Annotated in this window: 13 protein-coding genes; 2 read left to right on the top strand and 11 right to left on the bottom strand. The window is 73.9% G+C overall.

All coding sequences use genetic code 11. From position 1 onward, the window contains the following. Positions 1 to 3: 3 nt before the first annotated feature. Entirely contained in the window at positions 4 to 972 is a 969-nt protein-coding gene (locus OHA99_RS05345; protein ID WP_405698902.1) for an ABC transporter permease, read from the bottom strand. Positions 973 to 1,004: 32 nt separating this feature from the next. Next, positions 1,005 to 2,669 (bottom strand): ABC transporter substrate-binding protein, encoded by a 1,665-nt coding sequence (locus OHA99_RS05350; protein WP_405694427.1) that lies wholly within the window; start codon positions 2,667 to 2,669, stop codon positions 1,005 to 1,007. Positions 2,670 to 2,985: 316 nt separating this feature from the next. Here OHA99_RS05350 and OHA99_RS05355 point away from each other — a divergent pair, with 316 nt between their 5' ends. After that, a complete protein-coding gene (locus tag OHA99_RS05355) occupies positions 2,986 to 4,164 on the top strand; it encodes a Cmx/CmrA family chloramphenicol efflux MFS transporter (RefSeq protein WP_381567118.1) in 1,179 nt (392 codons plus the stop codon). Positions 4,165 to 4,263: 99 nt separating this feature from the next. Here OHA99_RS05355 and OHA99_RS05360 read toward each other — a convergent pair whose 3' ends face one another. The 3 genes from OHA99_RS05360 to OHA99_RS05370 all read right to left on the bottom strand — a co-directional run bounded on the left by OHA99_RS05360 (position 4,264) and on the right by OHA99_RS05370 (position 7,265). Next, on the bottom strand, positions 4,264 to 4,776 hold the full coding sequence (locus OHA99_RS05360; protein ID WP_405694430.1) for an O-acetyl-ADP-ribose deacetylase: 513 nt from the start codon (positions 4,774 to 4,776) through the stop codon (positions 4,264 to 4,266). Between the two features lie 42 nt (positions 4,777 to 4,818). Beyond that, a complete protein-coding gene (locus OHA99_RS05365) occupies positions 4,819 to 6,228 on the bottom strand; it encodes a phytoene desaturase family protein (RefSeq protein WP_381498897.1) in 1,410 nt (469 codons plus the stop codon). A gap of 95 nt (positions 6,229 to 6,323) precedes the next feature. Continuing rightward, positions 6,324 to 7,265, bottom strand: a complete 942-nt coding sequence (locus OHA99_RS05370) for an AraC family transcriptional regulator (RefSeq protein ID WP_153177101.1) — start codon at positions 7,263 to 7,265, stop codon at positions 6,324 to 6,326. A 104-nt stretch (positions 7,266 to 7,369) separates the two neighbouring features. On the opposite strand from OHA99_RS05370, the gene OHA99_RS05375 reads away from it, so the two are divergent. Continuing rightward, the gene (locus OHA99_RS05375; protein ID WP_165684104.1) at positions 7,370 to 8,050 is read left to right on the top strand and encodes an NAD(P)H oxidoreductase; all 681 of its coding nucleotides are present in this window, start codon (positions 7,370 to 7,372) and stop codon (positions 8,048 to 8,050) included. A gap of 79 nt (positions 8,051 to 8,129) precedes the next feature. Here the strand turns inward: OHA99_RS05375 and OHA99_RS05380 are convergent, their stop codons facing one another. The 6 genes from OHA99_RS05380 to OHA99_RS05405 all read right to left on the bottom strand — a co-directional run bounded on the left by OHA99_RS05380 (position 8,130) and on the right by OHA99_RS05405 (position 15,397). Next, entirely contained in the window at positions 8,130 to 8,975 is an 846-nt protein-coding gene (locus OHA99_RS05380) for an inositol monophosphatase family protein (protein ID WP_164382029.1), read from the bottom strand. 126 nt (positions 8,976 to 9,101) lie between these two features. Beyond that, on the bottom strand, positions 9,102 to 10,964 hold the full coding sequence (locus tag OHA99_RS05385) for a gamma-glutamyltransferase family protein (RefSeq protein ID WP_405694437.1): 1,863 nt from the start codon (positions 10,962 to 10,964) through the stop codon (positions 9,102 to 9,104). A 184-nt stretch (positions 10,965 to 11,148) separates the two neighbouring features. Beyond that, positions 11,149 to 11,682: an EF-hand domain-containing protein gene (locus OHA99_RS05390; RefSeq protein ID WP_366471306.1), complete on the bottom strand. Its 534-nt coding sequence runs from the start codon at positions 11,680 to 11,682 to the stop codon at positions 11,149 to 11,151. Positions 11,683 to 11,853: 171 nt separating this feature from the next. Further along, positions 11,854 to 12,765 carry a class I SAM-dependent methyltransferase gene (locus OHA99_RS05395; protein WP_366471305.1) on the bottom strand — a complete coding sequence of 304 codons (912 nt, stop codon included), beginning with the start codon at positions 12,763 to 12,765 and terminating at the stop codon, positions 11,854 to 11,856. Between the two features lie 81 nt (positions 12,766 to 12,846). Next, entirely contained in the window at positions 12,847 to 13,950 is a 1,104-nt protein-coding gene (locus tag OHA99_RS05400; protein WP_405694441.1) for an alcohol dehydrogenase catalytic domain-containing protein, read from the bottom strand. Between the two features lie 37 nt (positions 13,951 to 13,987). Next, positions 13,988 to 15,397: an aldehyde dehydrogenase family protein gene (locus OHA99_RS05405; RefSeq protein WP_405694444.1), complete on the bottom strand. Its 1,410-nt coding sequence runs from the start codon at positions 15,395 to 15,397 to the stop codon at positions 13,988 to 13,990. Positions 15,398 to 15,399 lie beyond the last annotated feature (2 nt).

Here is a 15,399-nt window from a genome sequence, read left to right on the forward strand (position 1 = left end):
CCATCACATCTCATTCAGCTTCACCCTCGGGTCGAAGAGTCCGTAGAGCAGGTCGGCGAGCAGGTTGCCGGCGAGTACGGCGGCGGTGGCGAGCACGGTCAGGGCGGCCAGCAGCGGGAAGTCGACGGCGGTGGCCGCCTCGACGGTGGCGGCGGCGATGCCGGGCCAGCTGAAGACGCTCTCCACCAGCAGGGCCCCGGTGATGAGTTCGGGCACCCGGGAGCCGATCAGGGTGAGCACGGGCAGCAGTCCCGAGCGCAGGGCGTGCTGGAGGAGGACCGTGCGCTCCCGCAGGCCGCGGGCCCGCGCGCCGCGCACCGGGTCCTCCGCGAGCGCGTCGCCGACGCCCTGGCGCACGTAGAGGATGAACCAGGGCAGTTGGGAGACGGCGAGCACCCCCGCGGGCAGCACGATGTGGCCGGCGACCTGCCCCGCGGTGACCTGTTCGCTGGCGGTGTCGGTGAGGCCGCCGGCGGGCAGCACGTCCCACTGGAGGGCGAACAGCCACACGGCGAGCAGCGCGATCCAGAAGACCGGCGCCGCCTCCAGGGTGTACGCGAGGGAGGTGATCGCCCGGTCGGGCATCGAGCCGGGCCTGCGGGCGGCCAGCACGCCGAGGAGCGTGCCGACGGTGACCGCGACGGCGAAGGCGACGGCGCACAACAGGGCGGACCAGACGAGGCGTTCGCCGATGACCTGGGTCACGGGCTGCCGCAGCACGCTGGAGTGGCCGAAGTCGCCGGTGAGGGCGTCGGTCAGCCAGTGCCACCAGCGGACGACGAAGGACTGGTCCACGCCGAGGTTCTCGCGCAGCCGGTCCAGGGTCTCCTGGTCGGCGCCGAGCGCGGCGGTACCGGCGTACGCCTTGACGGGGTCGAAGGGGGAGGCGGCGGCGATCGCGAACACGCCGAAGGTGACGACGAGGACGACGGGCACGGCGAACAGCGCCCGCCGCCCCGCGAGGCGTGCCATCGCACCCCAGGGCAGCCGCCGGACGGTTCCGGTCACTTCTTGGGCTGCCAGTCCTCGATGTTCCACCAGGGCCCGCTGGCGAAGCCGTGCTCGTGCGGCTCCAGTTGGGTGGTCAGCCCGTCCCAGCGGTCGGCGAGGACGTAGAGGTGGTCGATGTGGGTGAGGAAGGTGTAGCCGGGGTCGTCGACGAGGGCCTGCTGGATCCTGTCGTAGGCGGCCGCGCGCTTCTCCGGGTCCTGGCTGCGGCGCCCGGTGTCGAGCGCCCGGTCGACGGCCGGGTTGTCGTAGTGGGCCATGTTGTTGAAGCCGTCGCCGGCGAGGGAGGAGTGCAGCAGGGTGTAGAGGCCGAAGTCGGGGTCGCCGACGCTGCCGAAGCCCGCCATGACCGCGTCGGTCTTCATCCGCGGCTCGATGACCTCCCAGGTGGCGCCCTCGACCTTCACCTCGATACCGGCCTTCTTGGCGTCGGAGGCGTAGGCGAGCGCGTGGTCCTGGCGGACCTTGTCGCCGGAGGGGTAGTACAGGGTGAACGACGCGCGCTGTCCGTCCTTGGCGCGGACCCCGCCGGAGCCGGGCTGCCAGCCGGCCTCGTCCAGGATGCGCTTCGCCTTCCCGAGGTCGTGCGGGCGCTCGATGCCGCGCTCGTACCAGGGGTCGTCGACGGGCAGCGGTCCGTACGCCGGGCGGCCCGCGCCGCTGAGGATCTTGTCGACCATGGCCTGGCGGTCCACGGCGGCGTCCAGGGCCCTGCGGATCGCGCGGTCGCCGGTGACCTTGCCCGCGGTGGGCAGGGTGACGGCCCGGAAGTCGTAGGACCTGGCCCGGTGGGTGCGCCTGCCGTCGTCCTTGTCGAAGGTGGCGGCGAGATTGGGCGGCAGGACGGCGCCGTCGAGGTCGCCGGAGCGCAGCCGGGTGGCGCGCACGTTGTCGTCGGCGATGATCGCCATGGTGAACGACGTCACGGCGGGCTTGCCGCCCCAGTAGTGCGGGTTGGCCTTGAAGGCGAGCTTCTCGCCCTTGCTCCAGTTGGTGAGCACGTACGGTCCGGTGCCGACCGGCTCGGTGTTGAAGTCGCCGGTGTTCGGGTCCTGTTCGCCCGCGATGTGCTCGGGGACGATGGGCAGGACGGTGCGGGCGGCGAAGGGCGCGTAGGGGTACTTGAGGGTGAAGACGACGGTGCCGTCCCCGCTCGCGCGGACGGCCTCGATCGCGTCGAGTTCGCTGCGGGCCGTGTTGTTGGTCTTCTCGTCGAGGACGGTGCGGTACGTGTAGACCACGTCGTCGGCCGTCAGCGGTTCGCCGTCGCTGAACTTCACGTCGTCGCGCAGGGTGTACGTGTAGGTCCGGCCGCCGTCGGTGATCTCGGGCAGGGCGGTGGCGAGCGCCGGCCTCAGTTCCAGGTCGGTGTCGCGGGCGAGCAGCCCGTCGAAGATCTTGGAGTTTCCGTCCTTGCCGTAGCCGAGCAACGGGCTGAGGGTGTCCGGCTCCGAGGCCACCCCGATCACGACGGACCCGGACGCCCCGCCGTCGCCGTCCTTCCCTCCGTCCGAGGGTGCGGAGCAGGCGGCCGCACCGGCGGCGAGCGCCACCGCGGCGGCGGCACTCCGTATCGGAAGGCTCCGGTCGCTCCGGCCGCGCGATCGGGTCCAACGGGTCCAACGGGTCCGACGGGTCCAACGGGTCCGACGGGCTGTCATGTCTCCCCCACACTTGTTGTCGATGCGCGGCTATTGCACATCACTCGCAATAAAGCGTCAAGCCAGGTGGGAAGCGTGCGTCGGCGAAAACCCGGCTGCCCCGCCCCGGACCGGTCGGGTAGCGTGCGGGTCATGACGAGTCCCGTGTCGGACAGGGTGGGGGCTTTCGGTCACGCCGTCAGCCCCCAGACCCCCTGAGTCCGTAACCCCGGTCGCCGCGCCGTGTCGCGCGCGGCCCGACGGGCGTACCTTCCTGGGCCGGCGGTGGTGACGAGATGCCTCCTCGCACTTTCCTCACCCCGGAGCCGACTCGATGCTGCCCCTCCCCCTCTATCTGCTCGCCCTGGCGGTCTTCGCCATGGGCACCTCCGAATTCATGCTCGCCGGACTGGTGCCGGACATCGCCGCGGACCTCGGCGTCACCGTCGGTACCGCCGGAACGCTCACCTCGGCCTTCGCCGTGGGCATGGTCGTCGGGGCCCCGCTCATGGCGGCGCTCGGCCGCGGCCTTCCCCCCAGGTCGAGTCTGCTCGGCTGCGTTCTGGTCTTCCTGGCCGCCCACGCCGCGGGCGCCGTCGCCTCCGACTTCGCGTTCCTCTTCGCGACCCGGGTGGTCGCGGCGCTGGCCAACGCCGGTTTCCTGGCCGTGGCGCTGACGACGGCGGCCACCCTGGTCCCGGCGGACCGGAAGGGCCGTGCGCTCGCCGTCCTGCTGTCGGGCACGACGGTGGCCACGATCGCCGGTGTGCCCGGCGGTTCGCTGCTCGGCGCCCTGCTCGGCTGGCGGGCCACGTTCTGGTCGGTGGCCGCGCTCTGCCTGCCCGCGGCACTGGGCATCCTCACCGGCATCCCCAAGCGCCCCGCACGGCAGGACGCGGCCGACGCCCCGCCGCCGCTGCGTACGGAACTGGCCCGCCTCCGCGACCCGGGGCTGCTGCCGGTCATGCTGCTCGGCGCCCTGGTCAACGCGGCGACCTTCGCGAGCTTCACCTTCCTCGCCCCCGTCGTCACCGGCACCGCGGGACTGGGCGAACTCTGGGTCCCCGTCGCGCTGGTCCTCTTCGGCGCCGGGTCCTTCGCCGGCGTCACCGTCGCCGGCCGGCTGGCCGACCGGTGCCCGGGGGCGGTCGCCGCGGTCACCGGTCCGCTGCTGCTCCTCGGCTGGCCGGCCCTGGCCGTACTGGCCCACCGTCCCGTCGCGCTGCTGCCCCTGGTGTTCGTGCAGGGCACGCTGTCGTTCGCCCTGGGCGCCACGCTGATCACCCGGGTCCTCTACGCGGCGTCGGGTGCCCCGGCCATGGCCGGCTCCTACGCCACCGCCGCCTTCAACGCCGGCGCCGCCGCGGGCCCCTTCCTCGCCGGGGCGACCCTCGGCACGGCGGCCGGTGAGCTGGGGCCGCTGTGGGTGAGCGCAGGGCTGGTGGCCGTGGCACTGGCCGTCGGGGTACGAACGCGGGCGGCCCTGGCCGGGACACCTGAACGCCGGCTCCGGTGAACTCCACGAGGGCCGAGGACTGCCACGGGGAAACTCAACCGGCGCTCGTGGACGGCCGCTTGCGTCTGATACCCCGCCTCGTGCTGCTGGGCCGGAGCGTCAACGAGCGGCCTGCGCGGCGAAGGCCTCGTGGGCCCGGTCGTCGAAGAGGACGAACCTGACCTCCTCGACGGACGTGTCGGCGTCCCGCACCGTCTCCACGGCGATGCGGGCCGCGTCGTCGAGCGGCCAGCGGTAGACGCCGGTGGAGATGGCCGGGAAGGCGACGTCGCGGGCGCCCAACTCGTCGGCGACGCGGAGGGCCTCGCGGTAGCAGGAGGCGAGGAGGCCGGAGCGGTCCTCGGTGGTGCTGTGCACCGGGCCGACCGTGTGGATCACCCAGCGCGCGTCCAGGTCGCCCGCGGTGGTGGCGACCGCACGGCCGGTGGGCAGGCCCTTGTCGAGGTGTCCGGCGCGGAGCCGGCGGCACTCCTCGAGGATCGCGGGGCCGCCGCGCCGGTGGATGGCGCCGTCGACGCCGCCTCCGCCGAGGAGGGAGGAATTGGCGGCGTTGACGATCGCGTCGGCGTGCTGGCGGGTGATGTCGCCCCGGACCAGGGTGATGGTGGGCATGGGAGTGGTCCTCGCTCGGTTCGGCTCGGTTCCGTTCCGGGGTCAGGTCTGACGGAGTCTGCGCCACACGGCCTTCGCCGCGTTGTGGCCCGACATGCCGTGCACGCCGGGGCCCGGAGGCGTGGCCGACGAGCAGATGAAGACGGCCGGGTGGGGGGTCGAGTAGGGGAAGAGGGAGAGCTTGGGGCGCAGGAGGAGCTGGAGGCCGTTGACCGCGCCGGAGGAGATGTCGCCGCCGACGTAGTTGGCGTTGCGGGCGGCGAGTTCGGGCGGCCCCGCGGTGGCGCGGGCGAGGACGCGGTCGCGGAAGCCGGGGGCGAAGCGCTCCAGCTGGCGTTCGATCGCGTCGGTGAGGTCGCCGGTCCAGCCGTTGGGGACGTGGCCGTAGGCCCAGAAGACGTGTTGGCCGGCCGGGGCGCGGCCGGGGTCGACGACGCTGGGCTGCACGGTGATGAGGAAGGGCCGCTCGGGGGCGCGGTCGGTGCCGGAGGCGGCGTCCAGGGCGGCACCGATCTCCGCGCTGTCGGCGCCGATCTGCACGGTGCCCGCGCCGCGCGGTTCCTCGGCCGTCCACGGCACGGGGCCGTCCAGCGCGTAGTCGATCTTGAAGACGCCCGGGCCGTACCGGTAGTTCGCGTAGTGCTGGCCGAGACCCGCGATGCGCGCCAGGGCCGTGGGCGAGGTGTCGAAGACGTACGCCCGCGCGGGCGGCAGGTCGTCGAGGCGCTTGACCTCGTAGTCGGTGTGGACGGTGCCGCCGAGGTCGCGGAGGTACGCGGCGAGGGCGTCGGAGATCGACTGGGAGCCGCCGCGGGCCACGGGCCAGCCCCGGGCGTGCGCGGCGAGGGCGAAGACCAGGCCTATGGCCCCGGTGGCGAAGCCGCCGAGCGGCGCCATCACGTGCGCGACGAGCCCGGCGAAGAGGGTCTTGGCCTTCTCGTCGCGGAAGCGGCGCATCAGCCAGGTCGACGGGGGCAGGCCGACCAGTCCGAACCGGGCGAGGGTGACCGGGTCGCGGGGCAGCGCGGTCAGCGGCAGGGACATGAAGTCGCGGGCGAGCGTGTCCCACCTGGGCAGGAAGCGCTCGACCAGTCTGCGGTAGGTGCCCGCGTCGCGCGCTCCGAAGGAGGCGGCCGTCTCGCCGACCGACCGGGACAGGACGGCGGCCGTGCCGTCGGGGAAGGGGTGCGCCATGGGCAGCTCGGGGTGCAGCCACTGAAGGCCGTACCGCTCCAGGGGGAGGCCGCGGAAGGCCGGGGAACTGATGCCGAGCGGGTGCGCGGCCGAGCACGGGTCGTGGCGGAAGCCCGGCAGGGTCAGCTCCTCGGTGCGCGCTCCGCCGCCCACGCTGTCCCTGGCCTCGAACACGGCGACCGAGAAGCCCCGGCGGGCCAGCTCGACGGCAGCGGTCAGTCCGTTCGGCCCCGCACCCACTACGACGGCATCGAGCATCGACGGCACCTTCGGACCCCTTCGTCAGCCGATGGCCACTCGGGATCAGGATAGGCCCGCGGTCCGACAGCGCGCGGTCGCGGGTGCGCCGGGGTTCAGGCCGCCGCCGCGGCGCGGAACGTGCTGGGGCTCTGGCCCCTGTGCCGTTTGAAGGCGGCGCTGAAGCCGAAGGCGTCGGCATAGCCGACGGACCTGGCGATCTGGGCGATGCTGAGGTCGCTGTCGGCCAGCAGTGCCTCGGCGTCGGCCATCCGGCATTCGGTGAGGTAGGCGAGGGGCGGGCGGCCCATCAGCTCGGTGAAGCGCTTGGCGAACAGCGCCCGGGAGACGCCCGCCCGACCGGCGAGCGACGCCACCGTCCAGGACTCGGCGGGCCGGCCGTGGAAGGCGTGCAGGGCGGGGCCGAGGACCGGGTCGGCCAGGCCGCGGTACCAGCTGGGCGCGTCGGCACCGGCCTGGTCGAACCAGTTGCGCAGCGTGCAGACCAGGGCCCAGTCGAGGAGCCGGTCCATCAACGCCTGGGAACCGGCCGTGAGCCGCGCGGCGTCGGCCGCGGCCGTCTCCAGCCAGGCGCAGACCTCGACGTCCTCGTGGATGACCAGGACGGGTGGCAAGGTGCGCAGGAGCCGTTCGTGGCGGTGGCCGGAGGCGCGGTACGCGCCCACGATCAGCGCGGTCGCCCCGTCCGGATCGGTGCCCCAGCGGATACCGCCGAGTTCCTGGGCGGTGCACTCGGGATCCGTGGTGAAGCACGCGATCTCGTACTCGGTGTGCGGGCGGTCGACCGTGGCCGGAAGGTCGGCGAGGAGGAACGGCGCGGGGCCGCGGACGAGAGCCGTGTCGCCCACGCCGACCGCCCGGCGGGTGCCGTCGGGCAGCAGCAGGGTGCCGCCGCCGCGCAGCACGCTGACCATGGTGAGCGGCGCGCCGTCGGTGAAGCGGATGGTCCAGGGCGCCGTCAGTACGGCGTGGCTGACGACCGAACCCTCGGCCCGGATGCCGCTCAGCAGTGAACTCAGGGGATCCACGCCGGTCATCGTAGACGATCTCTTATGTTTCGGAGACTTTCTCCCATGGATCATCCACATGGCCGCGGCTGTACTGGACTCGTCGCATTGACCGAGACCAGCCGGGAGACCCCGTGACGCAGCACAGCGGCAACGCCAGGACCGCCCTCGTGGTGGTCGCGCACCACCGCGCCGATTCCCTCACCGCGCACACCGCCCGTCGTACCGCCGACCGGCTCGCGGCCGCCGGGTACCGTGTCGACCTGCTCGACCTGCACGCCGAGGGCTTCGACCCGCGGATGAACCCGGCGGACCAGCCGGACTGGGGCGACCGGGAGAAGGCGTACTCGGACGAGGCACGGGCCCACATGCGGCGCGTTCTCGACGCCGACGTGGTCGTCGCCGTCTTCCCCGTGTACTGGCAGAGCGTGCCCGCCCTCCTCAAGGGATGGATCGACCGGGTGTGGAACTACGGCTTCGCCTACGGCCGCAGCAAGCCGCGCCTGGCGGGCAAGCGCATGCTCTGGCTGGGCCTGGCCGGTGCCACCGCCGACGATCCGATCACCGAGGCGATGCACTCCGTGCTGGAGACCAACCTCAGCGAGGGCATCGCCTACTACTGCGGCTTCTCCCACTCGGTGGTCGGTCTGCTCACCGACGCCGAGGACCGCCCGCAGCGCGTCGACGCCGAGGGCAACCTGCTGGTCGGCCACGCGGTCACGGGCGCCGAGCGGGAGGCGCAGTACGCGGGCTTCGACCGCCGTGCGCGGGAGATCGTGGAGAAGTTCCTCGCCACGGAGTCGCTGGCGGCCTGACGGCCGGTGCTCCAGGGCACGGGGGCGCAGCAAACCGCCGTCGTCCGCTTCTCGTACGGAGGGCGCCCTCCTCCGGAGATCAGGCCTCGCCCGAGAGCAGGGCCACCACCCGCCGGGCCGTGGCCGTGTCGCGGGCGGCCGTGAACGGCAGGTCGTTGCCCCCGGTGATGCGGAAGGGCTCGCCCGTGCGGGTCAGGTGGGAGCCGCCCGCCTCCTCGACCAGGAGCAGGCCGGCCGCGTGGTCCCACGCCGCCTCCCAGGAGAAGGCGGTGGCGTCGGACTCGCCCCTGGCGACCGCGAGGTACTCCAGGCCGGCCGAACCGCAGGGGCGGGGGGCCACGCCCGGGGTGCGCAGGGCGAGCAGGTCGCGCTTCTGCTCGTCCGTCGTGTAGTCCGGGTGGGAGGTGGCCACCCGCAGCTCACGGCCGGGCTCGGGCGGCCCGGCGTACAGCCGCTCACCGTCCAGGAAGGCGCCCTTTCCGCGTACGGCCGTGGCGATCCGGTCGGTGGCGGGGGCGTAGGTCCAGGAGGCGTGCACGACGCCGTGGTGGGCGAGGGCCACCAGCGTGCAGAAGCCCTCCTCGCCGCGCACGAACTGCCGGGTCCCGTCGACCGGGTCGATGATCCACACCGGTGCCTCGCCGCGTATCGCCCCGTACGACGCCGGGTTCGCGTGCACCGCCTCCTCGCCGACCACCACCGAGCCCGGCAGCAGACCGGCCAGGATCTCCGTCAGGTACAGCTCGGCCCTGCGGTCGGCGTCCGTGACCAGGTCGTGCGGGCCCGCCTTCTGGTCCACCTCGTGGGCCGCGAGCCGGCGCCAGCGCGGCATGATCTCCTGGGCGGCGGCCTTGCGGACGGCCGCCTCCACCTCGTCGGCGTACCGGGCGAGAAACTCGTCGATGGTTTCGTTGTTCTCGATCACGGCTCCATGAGAGCACGCGCCACTGACAATCCCCACCCGGATGGTGTACTCCAGGTGGAATCGACACGAACACCCGGTGCGCGCGTGCGTGGGCGGGCCGGCCGCGCGGCCGGCGTGCCGCGCCGGTCAGCGGCCCACCGCGTAGCCCTGCATGCCGCGCGGGTTCGCCGCCGCCGACAGCACACCCGTGGCCGGGTCGCGCGCGACGGCGCACAGACGGCCCTCCGACCACGCCTCCCCCACCGTCACGTCGTGCCCGCGGCGCCGCAGCTCCTCGACGACCTCCGCCGGCATGCGGGACTCCACGGTGACCGAGCCCGCCCGCATGCCGCGGGGGAAGAAGGAGCCGGGGAAGCTGTCGTTGTGCCAGTTCGGGGCGTCGATCGCGCCCTGGAGGTCGAGGCCGCCGCGCACCCGCGCGCGCAGCGCGACGGCCAGGAAGAAGTGCGTCTGCCACTGGTCCTGCTGGTCGCCGCCGGGGGTGCCGAAGGCCATGACCGGGACTCCGTCGCGCAGGGCGATGGACGGCGTGAGCGTGGTGCGCGGGCGGCGGCCCGGCGTGAGCGAGTTGGGCAGGCCCTCCTCCAGCCAGGTCATCTGGAGCCGGGTGCCGAGCGGGAAGCCCAGTTCGGGCACGACCGGGTTGGACTGGAGCCAGCCGCCGCTGGGCGTGGCCGAGACCATGTTGCCCCAGCGGTCCACGATGTCGAGGTGGCAGGTGTCGCCGCGGGTGCCCCCGTCGGCGGCGACGTCCGGTTCGCCCGGCACCGGGGACGTCGGGCTCTTGGCGACCGTCGGCTCGCCGACCCCGAGGGCGTCGAGGCCCTCCCCCTCCACGGCCGCGCTGAGGGCGTGCGCGGCGAGCCGCGGGGCGCGCCCGCCGGGTGCGCCGGGTCGCAGCTCGAAGGACGCCTTGTCGCCGACGAGTTGCCGCCGCTGCGCGTTGTACGCCGGGGACAGCAGCTCGCCGAGCGGCACGCGGTCCGCGCCGTCCGCGTCGCCGTACCAGGCCTCCCGGTCGGCCATGGCGAGCTTGCAGCCCTCGACCAGCAGGTGGACGTAGTCGGCGGAGCCGTGTGCGGGCAGCTCGGGCGGGAGCAGGGCCAACTGCTGGAGCAGGACCGGGCCCTGGCTCCACGGACCGGCCTTGCACAGGGTCCAGCCGTTCCAGTCGTAGGTCGCGGGCGCCTCGTAGTGGGCGGACCAGCCGGCGAGGTCGGCGCCGGTCAGGGTGCCGGTGTGGCGCTCACCGCTGGTGTCCAGGGTGGGCCGCCCGGCCTGCCGGACGAGGGCCTCGGCTATGAAACCGGAGCGCCAGATCTCCCGCGCCGCGTCGATCTCCGCCTCGCGGTCCCGCTCCCGGCTCCCCTGCCGTCCCCGCGCGCCGGAGGCCTCGGCGAGCAGCCGCTGCCAGGTGGCGGCGAGGGCGGGGTTGCGCAGCAGCTCGCCGGGGCGGGTCGGGCGGCCGTCCGGCAGGTAGACGTCGGCGGACGTCGTCCACTCCGTCTCGAACAGTTCACGGACGGTCTCGACGGTCTCCGCGACGCGCTCCACGGGCGCGTGCCCGTGCTCGGCGTAGCCGATGGCGTACTTCAGCACGTCGGCCAGTGACTTGGTGCCGTGGTCGCGCAGCAGGAGCAGCCAGGCGTCGAAGGCACCGGGCACGGCGGCGGCGAGCGGTCCGGTGCCGGGGACGAGCTCGAGTCCGAGTCCCTTGTAGTGCGCCACCGTCGCCCCGGCCGGCGCCACCCCCTGCCCGCACAGCACCCGCACCTCGCCGCCCGCCGGCGCGAGCAGGATCGGCACCTCTCCGGCGGGCCCGTTGAGGTGCGGCTCGACGACGTGCAGCACGAAGGCTCCGGCCACGGCGGCGTCGTAGGCGTTGCCGCCGTCCTCCAGCACCGCCATGGCCGACTGTGAGGCCAGCCAGTGGGTGGAGGACACCATGCCGAAGGTGCCCTGGAGGGTGGGGCGGGTCGTGAACTGCATGCCTGACCTCGGTGTTCCTGTACGTCGACGGGCCCGTGCGACAGCGGCACGGGCCCGCGGGGCCGGGCTGCCGGCGTCGGCCGCTGCCGCACGCAGCGTAGATCCGCGCCACCGACCGACGCCACCCTCCTCATCAGGTGGAACGCGTTCTCGGGCAGACGGCGAACCCGTCTGCCCCGGCTCGTCAGGCCCGTGGGACCAGGTGGTCGCCGGCGATCCCGGACTTCTCGGGGCGGTAGTAGTCCCTGATGGCGTCGGCCCAGGTGGACACCCGCACACGGTCCTCCCCGTCCGGGCCGAAGGCCTCGAAGAGGGCCTCGATGTTGGGCCGTGCGAAGCCGATCGCGATCATCAGCGCGACGAACTCGGGGCGGGCGACGAAACCGTCGCCGTCCGGATCGCCCATCGCCGCGAGGGCTTCGGCGAACTCGTCCACGGCGGCGTCGAACCGCTGCGGGTTGAGGACGACGGAGGTGAACTCCTCGGGGCTGACCCGGCCGTCGCCGTTGGCGTCCAGCTCGGTCAGGAGCGTCTCACCGTAGCCGCGGAAGGCACCGGCCATCCTTTCCTTGACGGCCTCCCGCGCGGCCGGTACCGCAGCCACCACGCGGTTGCTCATCAGGTCGAAGTCCGCGCGTTCCAGGTAGCCGTTGCCGTCGGCGTCGAAGAGGGAGAAGACCAGCTCGATGCGGTCGGTCGCCTCGGTGGTGGGCACCATGGTGCACCCTGCCTTTCGCGGTGAGGTGTTGCCGTCGGAATGCGCCGGGGAGCTGCCCCCGGCGGCCGACCCAACTATCCGGTCGTCCCGACCGCTCCGCCGGGAAACAACGGCCCTTCACACACGAACGGGGGGAAACAGTGGTTCCGTGCATGAAACGGGCCGGGCCGCTCACGCCTGCCTCGTCCTGTCCGCGAACACCCAGCGGTTGCCCGCCAGGGCGTCGTTCTCCTCGGGCAGCGGGCCGCGTCCGTGCCGGTGGGTGAAGTCGAAGGGGGTGTGGACCGACGCGGTCCAGCCCCTGCCCGTCAGACGGGCCGCGGAGTCGGGCCGCGGCTCCAGGCTGAACAGGCCGAGCAGGTCGATGCCGAGTTGCCGGCGCGTGGACGTGTAGAGCGGGCTGTCGCGGTACGCCGTGAGGTCCTTCTCGAGCTTGACCTCGTACGCCAGGGCGCTGCCGGGCGCACTCAGCCGGTCGACCGTGTCGATGAGCGCGGTCTCGGCGGCGTGGGGCAGGTAGAACAGCAGACCTTCGACCAGCCACACGGTGGGGATCGCGGGGTCGAAGCCGGCGGCCGTCAGCGCGCCGGCCCAGTCGGCGCGCAGGTCGACCCCGATCGGCACGCGCGCCGCCCCGGGTTCGGCCGACAGGGCGTCGAGGACCTGGTGCTTGTACGCGAGGACTCCGTCCCGGTCGATCTCGAAGATCACGCAGTCGGAGGGCCAGTCGAGCCGGAACGCCCGCGCGTCCAGCCCCGCTCCGAGCAGCACCGCCTGACGGATGCCCGCGGCCCGGACCGCCCGGAGCAGGAAGTCGTCGAGCACCCGGGTGCGCAGACCGAAGTAGCGGGCGAAGCGTCCCCACAGCGGGCTCGTGTCCCCGCCCGGAGCCTGCTCCAGCCGGACCGGCCAGTGCGCGGACGCCTGGGCGCCCCGCACGAAGTGCTCCGCGTAGACGTCCTGGGCGAGGCTGTCCGGGCGGTGGGTCTCGATCGCCCGCGCCGCGGCGACCAGGAGCGCGGTCAGCCCCACTCCTCCCTCCACGCCGTCCCTGCTGGTGCTGAGCGGTGCCGTGTCGGCCATGCTTCTCTCCCTGGTGGGTTCGCGTGGGGCCGGCGCCCGTCCGAGGCGTCGGCCGGGGGCGGGTGGCGGCGAGCGGCGCGTTCAGTGCGGCCGGCCGTCCGGGACCAGGACCGGTTTGACGACGCGGCCGGTGTCGCAGTCGTGCTCGGCCTCGTTGATGTCGGCGAGCGGGTAGGTGCGGATCAGCTGGTCGAAGGGGAACAGCCCGGACCGCCAGAGCGCGGTGAGCCGGGGGATCAGCAGCCCGGGGACGGCGTCGCCTTCGCAGATGTGGGAGATGGTGCGCCCGCGGTCCAGTGTCCCCGTCTCGAGCGGCAGCGTGTCGTGCAGCCGTGCCACGAGGCCGAGGCGGCCGGTCGGACGCAGCGACCGGAGCGCGTCGTTGATCAGCCCGGCGGACCCCGTGGTGTCCAGCGCGTACGTCACTCCCCCGCCGGTCAGCCGCCGGATGTGGTCGGACAGGCCGGTCGGCGCGGCGGGGACCGGCAGGGCGTGGAACCGCTCGGCGAGGGCCAGCCGCCCGGGATGCCGGTCCACGGCCACGGTCACCGCCCCGGCGGCGTGGGCGGCCATCACCGCGGCCAGGCCCACCGCGCCCGCGCCGAAGACGGCGAGGGTGTCACCGGGGCCGACGCCGAAGGAGTTGAAGACCGCGCCGGCGCCGGTGAGGAAGCCGCAGCCGAGCGGTCCGAGCAGTTCCAGGGGCAGTGAGGGATCGACCCGGACGGCGTTGCGGGCCGGAACCAGCGCGTACTCGGCGAACGATGACTGCCCGAACCAGCGGGGGGCCAGGGCGGTCCCGGTCGCGTCGGTGAACCGTGCGGCGCGCTCCCGGCGCCCCCCGAACAGGTTCAGTGCGGCGAACGAATCGCAGTAGGCGGGGGCCGCGGCCTTGCAGTTGAGGCAGTGCCCGCAGGAGTCGAAGCTCAGCACCACGTGGTCGCCGACGCCCGGACCGGTGCCCGTGCCTCCCGTCTCCACCACCACTCCGGCGCCCTCGTGGCCGAGGACTGCCGGCAGGGCGGAGCGGCCCGCCGACCGCCGCACCGCGAGGTCGGTCCGGCACATCCCGCAGCCCGCGATCCGGACCAGGACCTCCCCCTCGGCCGGCCCCTCCGCCAGCACCACCTCCTCGAGGGTGAACGGACTCCCGTACGCACGCAGTACCGCCGCGCCGAACCTCACGTCACGCCTCCACCGGACTTCACGCCCCCTCCGGACTTCACGCCTCCTCCGGGCGGTGCACGACGAACGGCCGGAGGTTTCCGTAGAGCCCCCACGGTCCGCCCGCGACGCCGACCCCGCTGTCCTTGGCGCCCGCGAAGGGCTGGGCGAGGGAGAGTTCGGCGTGGTGGTTGATCCACGCCGTCCCGCACTCCAGGCGGTCGGCGACGGCCGCGGCCCGGTCGAGGTCGGTCCCCCACACCGAGCCGCCCAGTCCGAAGCCGGTGTCGTTGGCCGCCCGTACGGCCTCGTCGAGACGGTCGTACGGCAGGACCGGCAGGACCGGGCCGAACTGCTCCTCGGTCACCACCGGGGTGCCGGCCGGCACGTCGGTGAGGATCGTCGGGGCGAAGAAGTACCCCGGCCGGTCCAGGCGGTGTCCACCGGCGGCGGCCCGGGCGCCGTCCGCCAGGGCCCGGGCCGTGCGGCGCTCGACGCGGGCGAGTTGCGGGGCGTTGTTGACCGGCCCGATCCGCGAGAGCGGGTCGAGCCCGGATCCGACGGCGGTCGTCCTCGCCCGGTGTGCGAGCGCCTCCACCACCCGGCCGTGGAGCCGGGAGGGGGCGTAGACGCGCTTGACGGCCATGCAGACCTGGCCGCAGTTGCGGAACGCCGCCCAGAACAGCCGGTCCGCGACCTCCTCCACGTCGACGTCGTCGAGCAGGACGGCGGCGTCGTTGCCGCCCAGTTCCAGGGTGACCCGCGCGAGCGAGGCCGCCGCGCCCGCGGCGACGGCCCGTCCGGTGGCCGCCGACCCGGTGAAGGTGACATAACGGATGCCCGGGTGCGACGCGAGTCGGGCGCCGAGAGGCTCCCTCCCGGTGACGATCGTCAGGACGCCCTCGGGCAGGGCGCCGGCGAGGACGGACCCCAGCATCCGTGTGGCGAGGGGCGTGAACGGCGACGGTTTGAGCACCACCGTGTTGCCCGCCGCGAGCGCCGGGGCGAACTTCGCCGACGCCAGTTGCAGCGGGAAGTTCCACGGGACGATCGCGGCGACGGGCCCGAGCGACCGCCACCGCAGCCGGCTGTGCACGGGACGGTCGTCCGCGACCGGCTGCGTCCCGATGTCCAGCTCGGCGAAGTAGCGCAGCCGGGCGGCCGTGCGGGCCACCTCCGCGTGCGACTCGGTCAGCGGCTTGCCCTGTTCGCGGGTGAGGAGCGGGGCGAGAGCGGCGGCGGCCCCGTCGACGGCGTCCGCCGCCGCGCGCAGCGCGCTCCTGCGGACGGCCGGGTCGGCCCGCCAGCCGCGCCAGGCCGCGTGGGCGCGGTCGACGATCGCGTCCAGTTCCTCCGGCCGCCGGTCGGGAGCCTCGGCGAAGGCCTCGCCGGTGGCCGGATCGACGACGGTGAAGGACCCGCCCCGGTCGGCGGGAGGGTGCGCGGGACGTCCGGTCGCCAGGGACACGG

The organism is Streptomyces coelicoflavus (assembly GCF_045041415.1).
Lineage (GTDB): Bacteria > Actinomycetota > Actinomycetes > Streptomycetales > Streptomycetaceae > Streptomyces > Streptomyces coelicoflavus.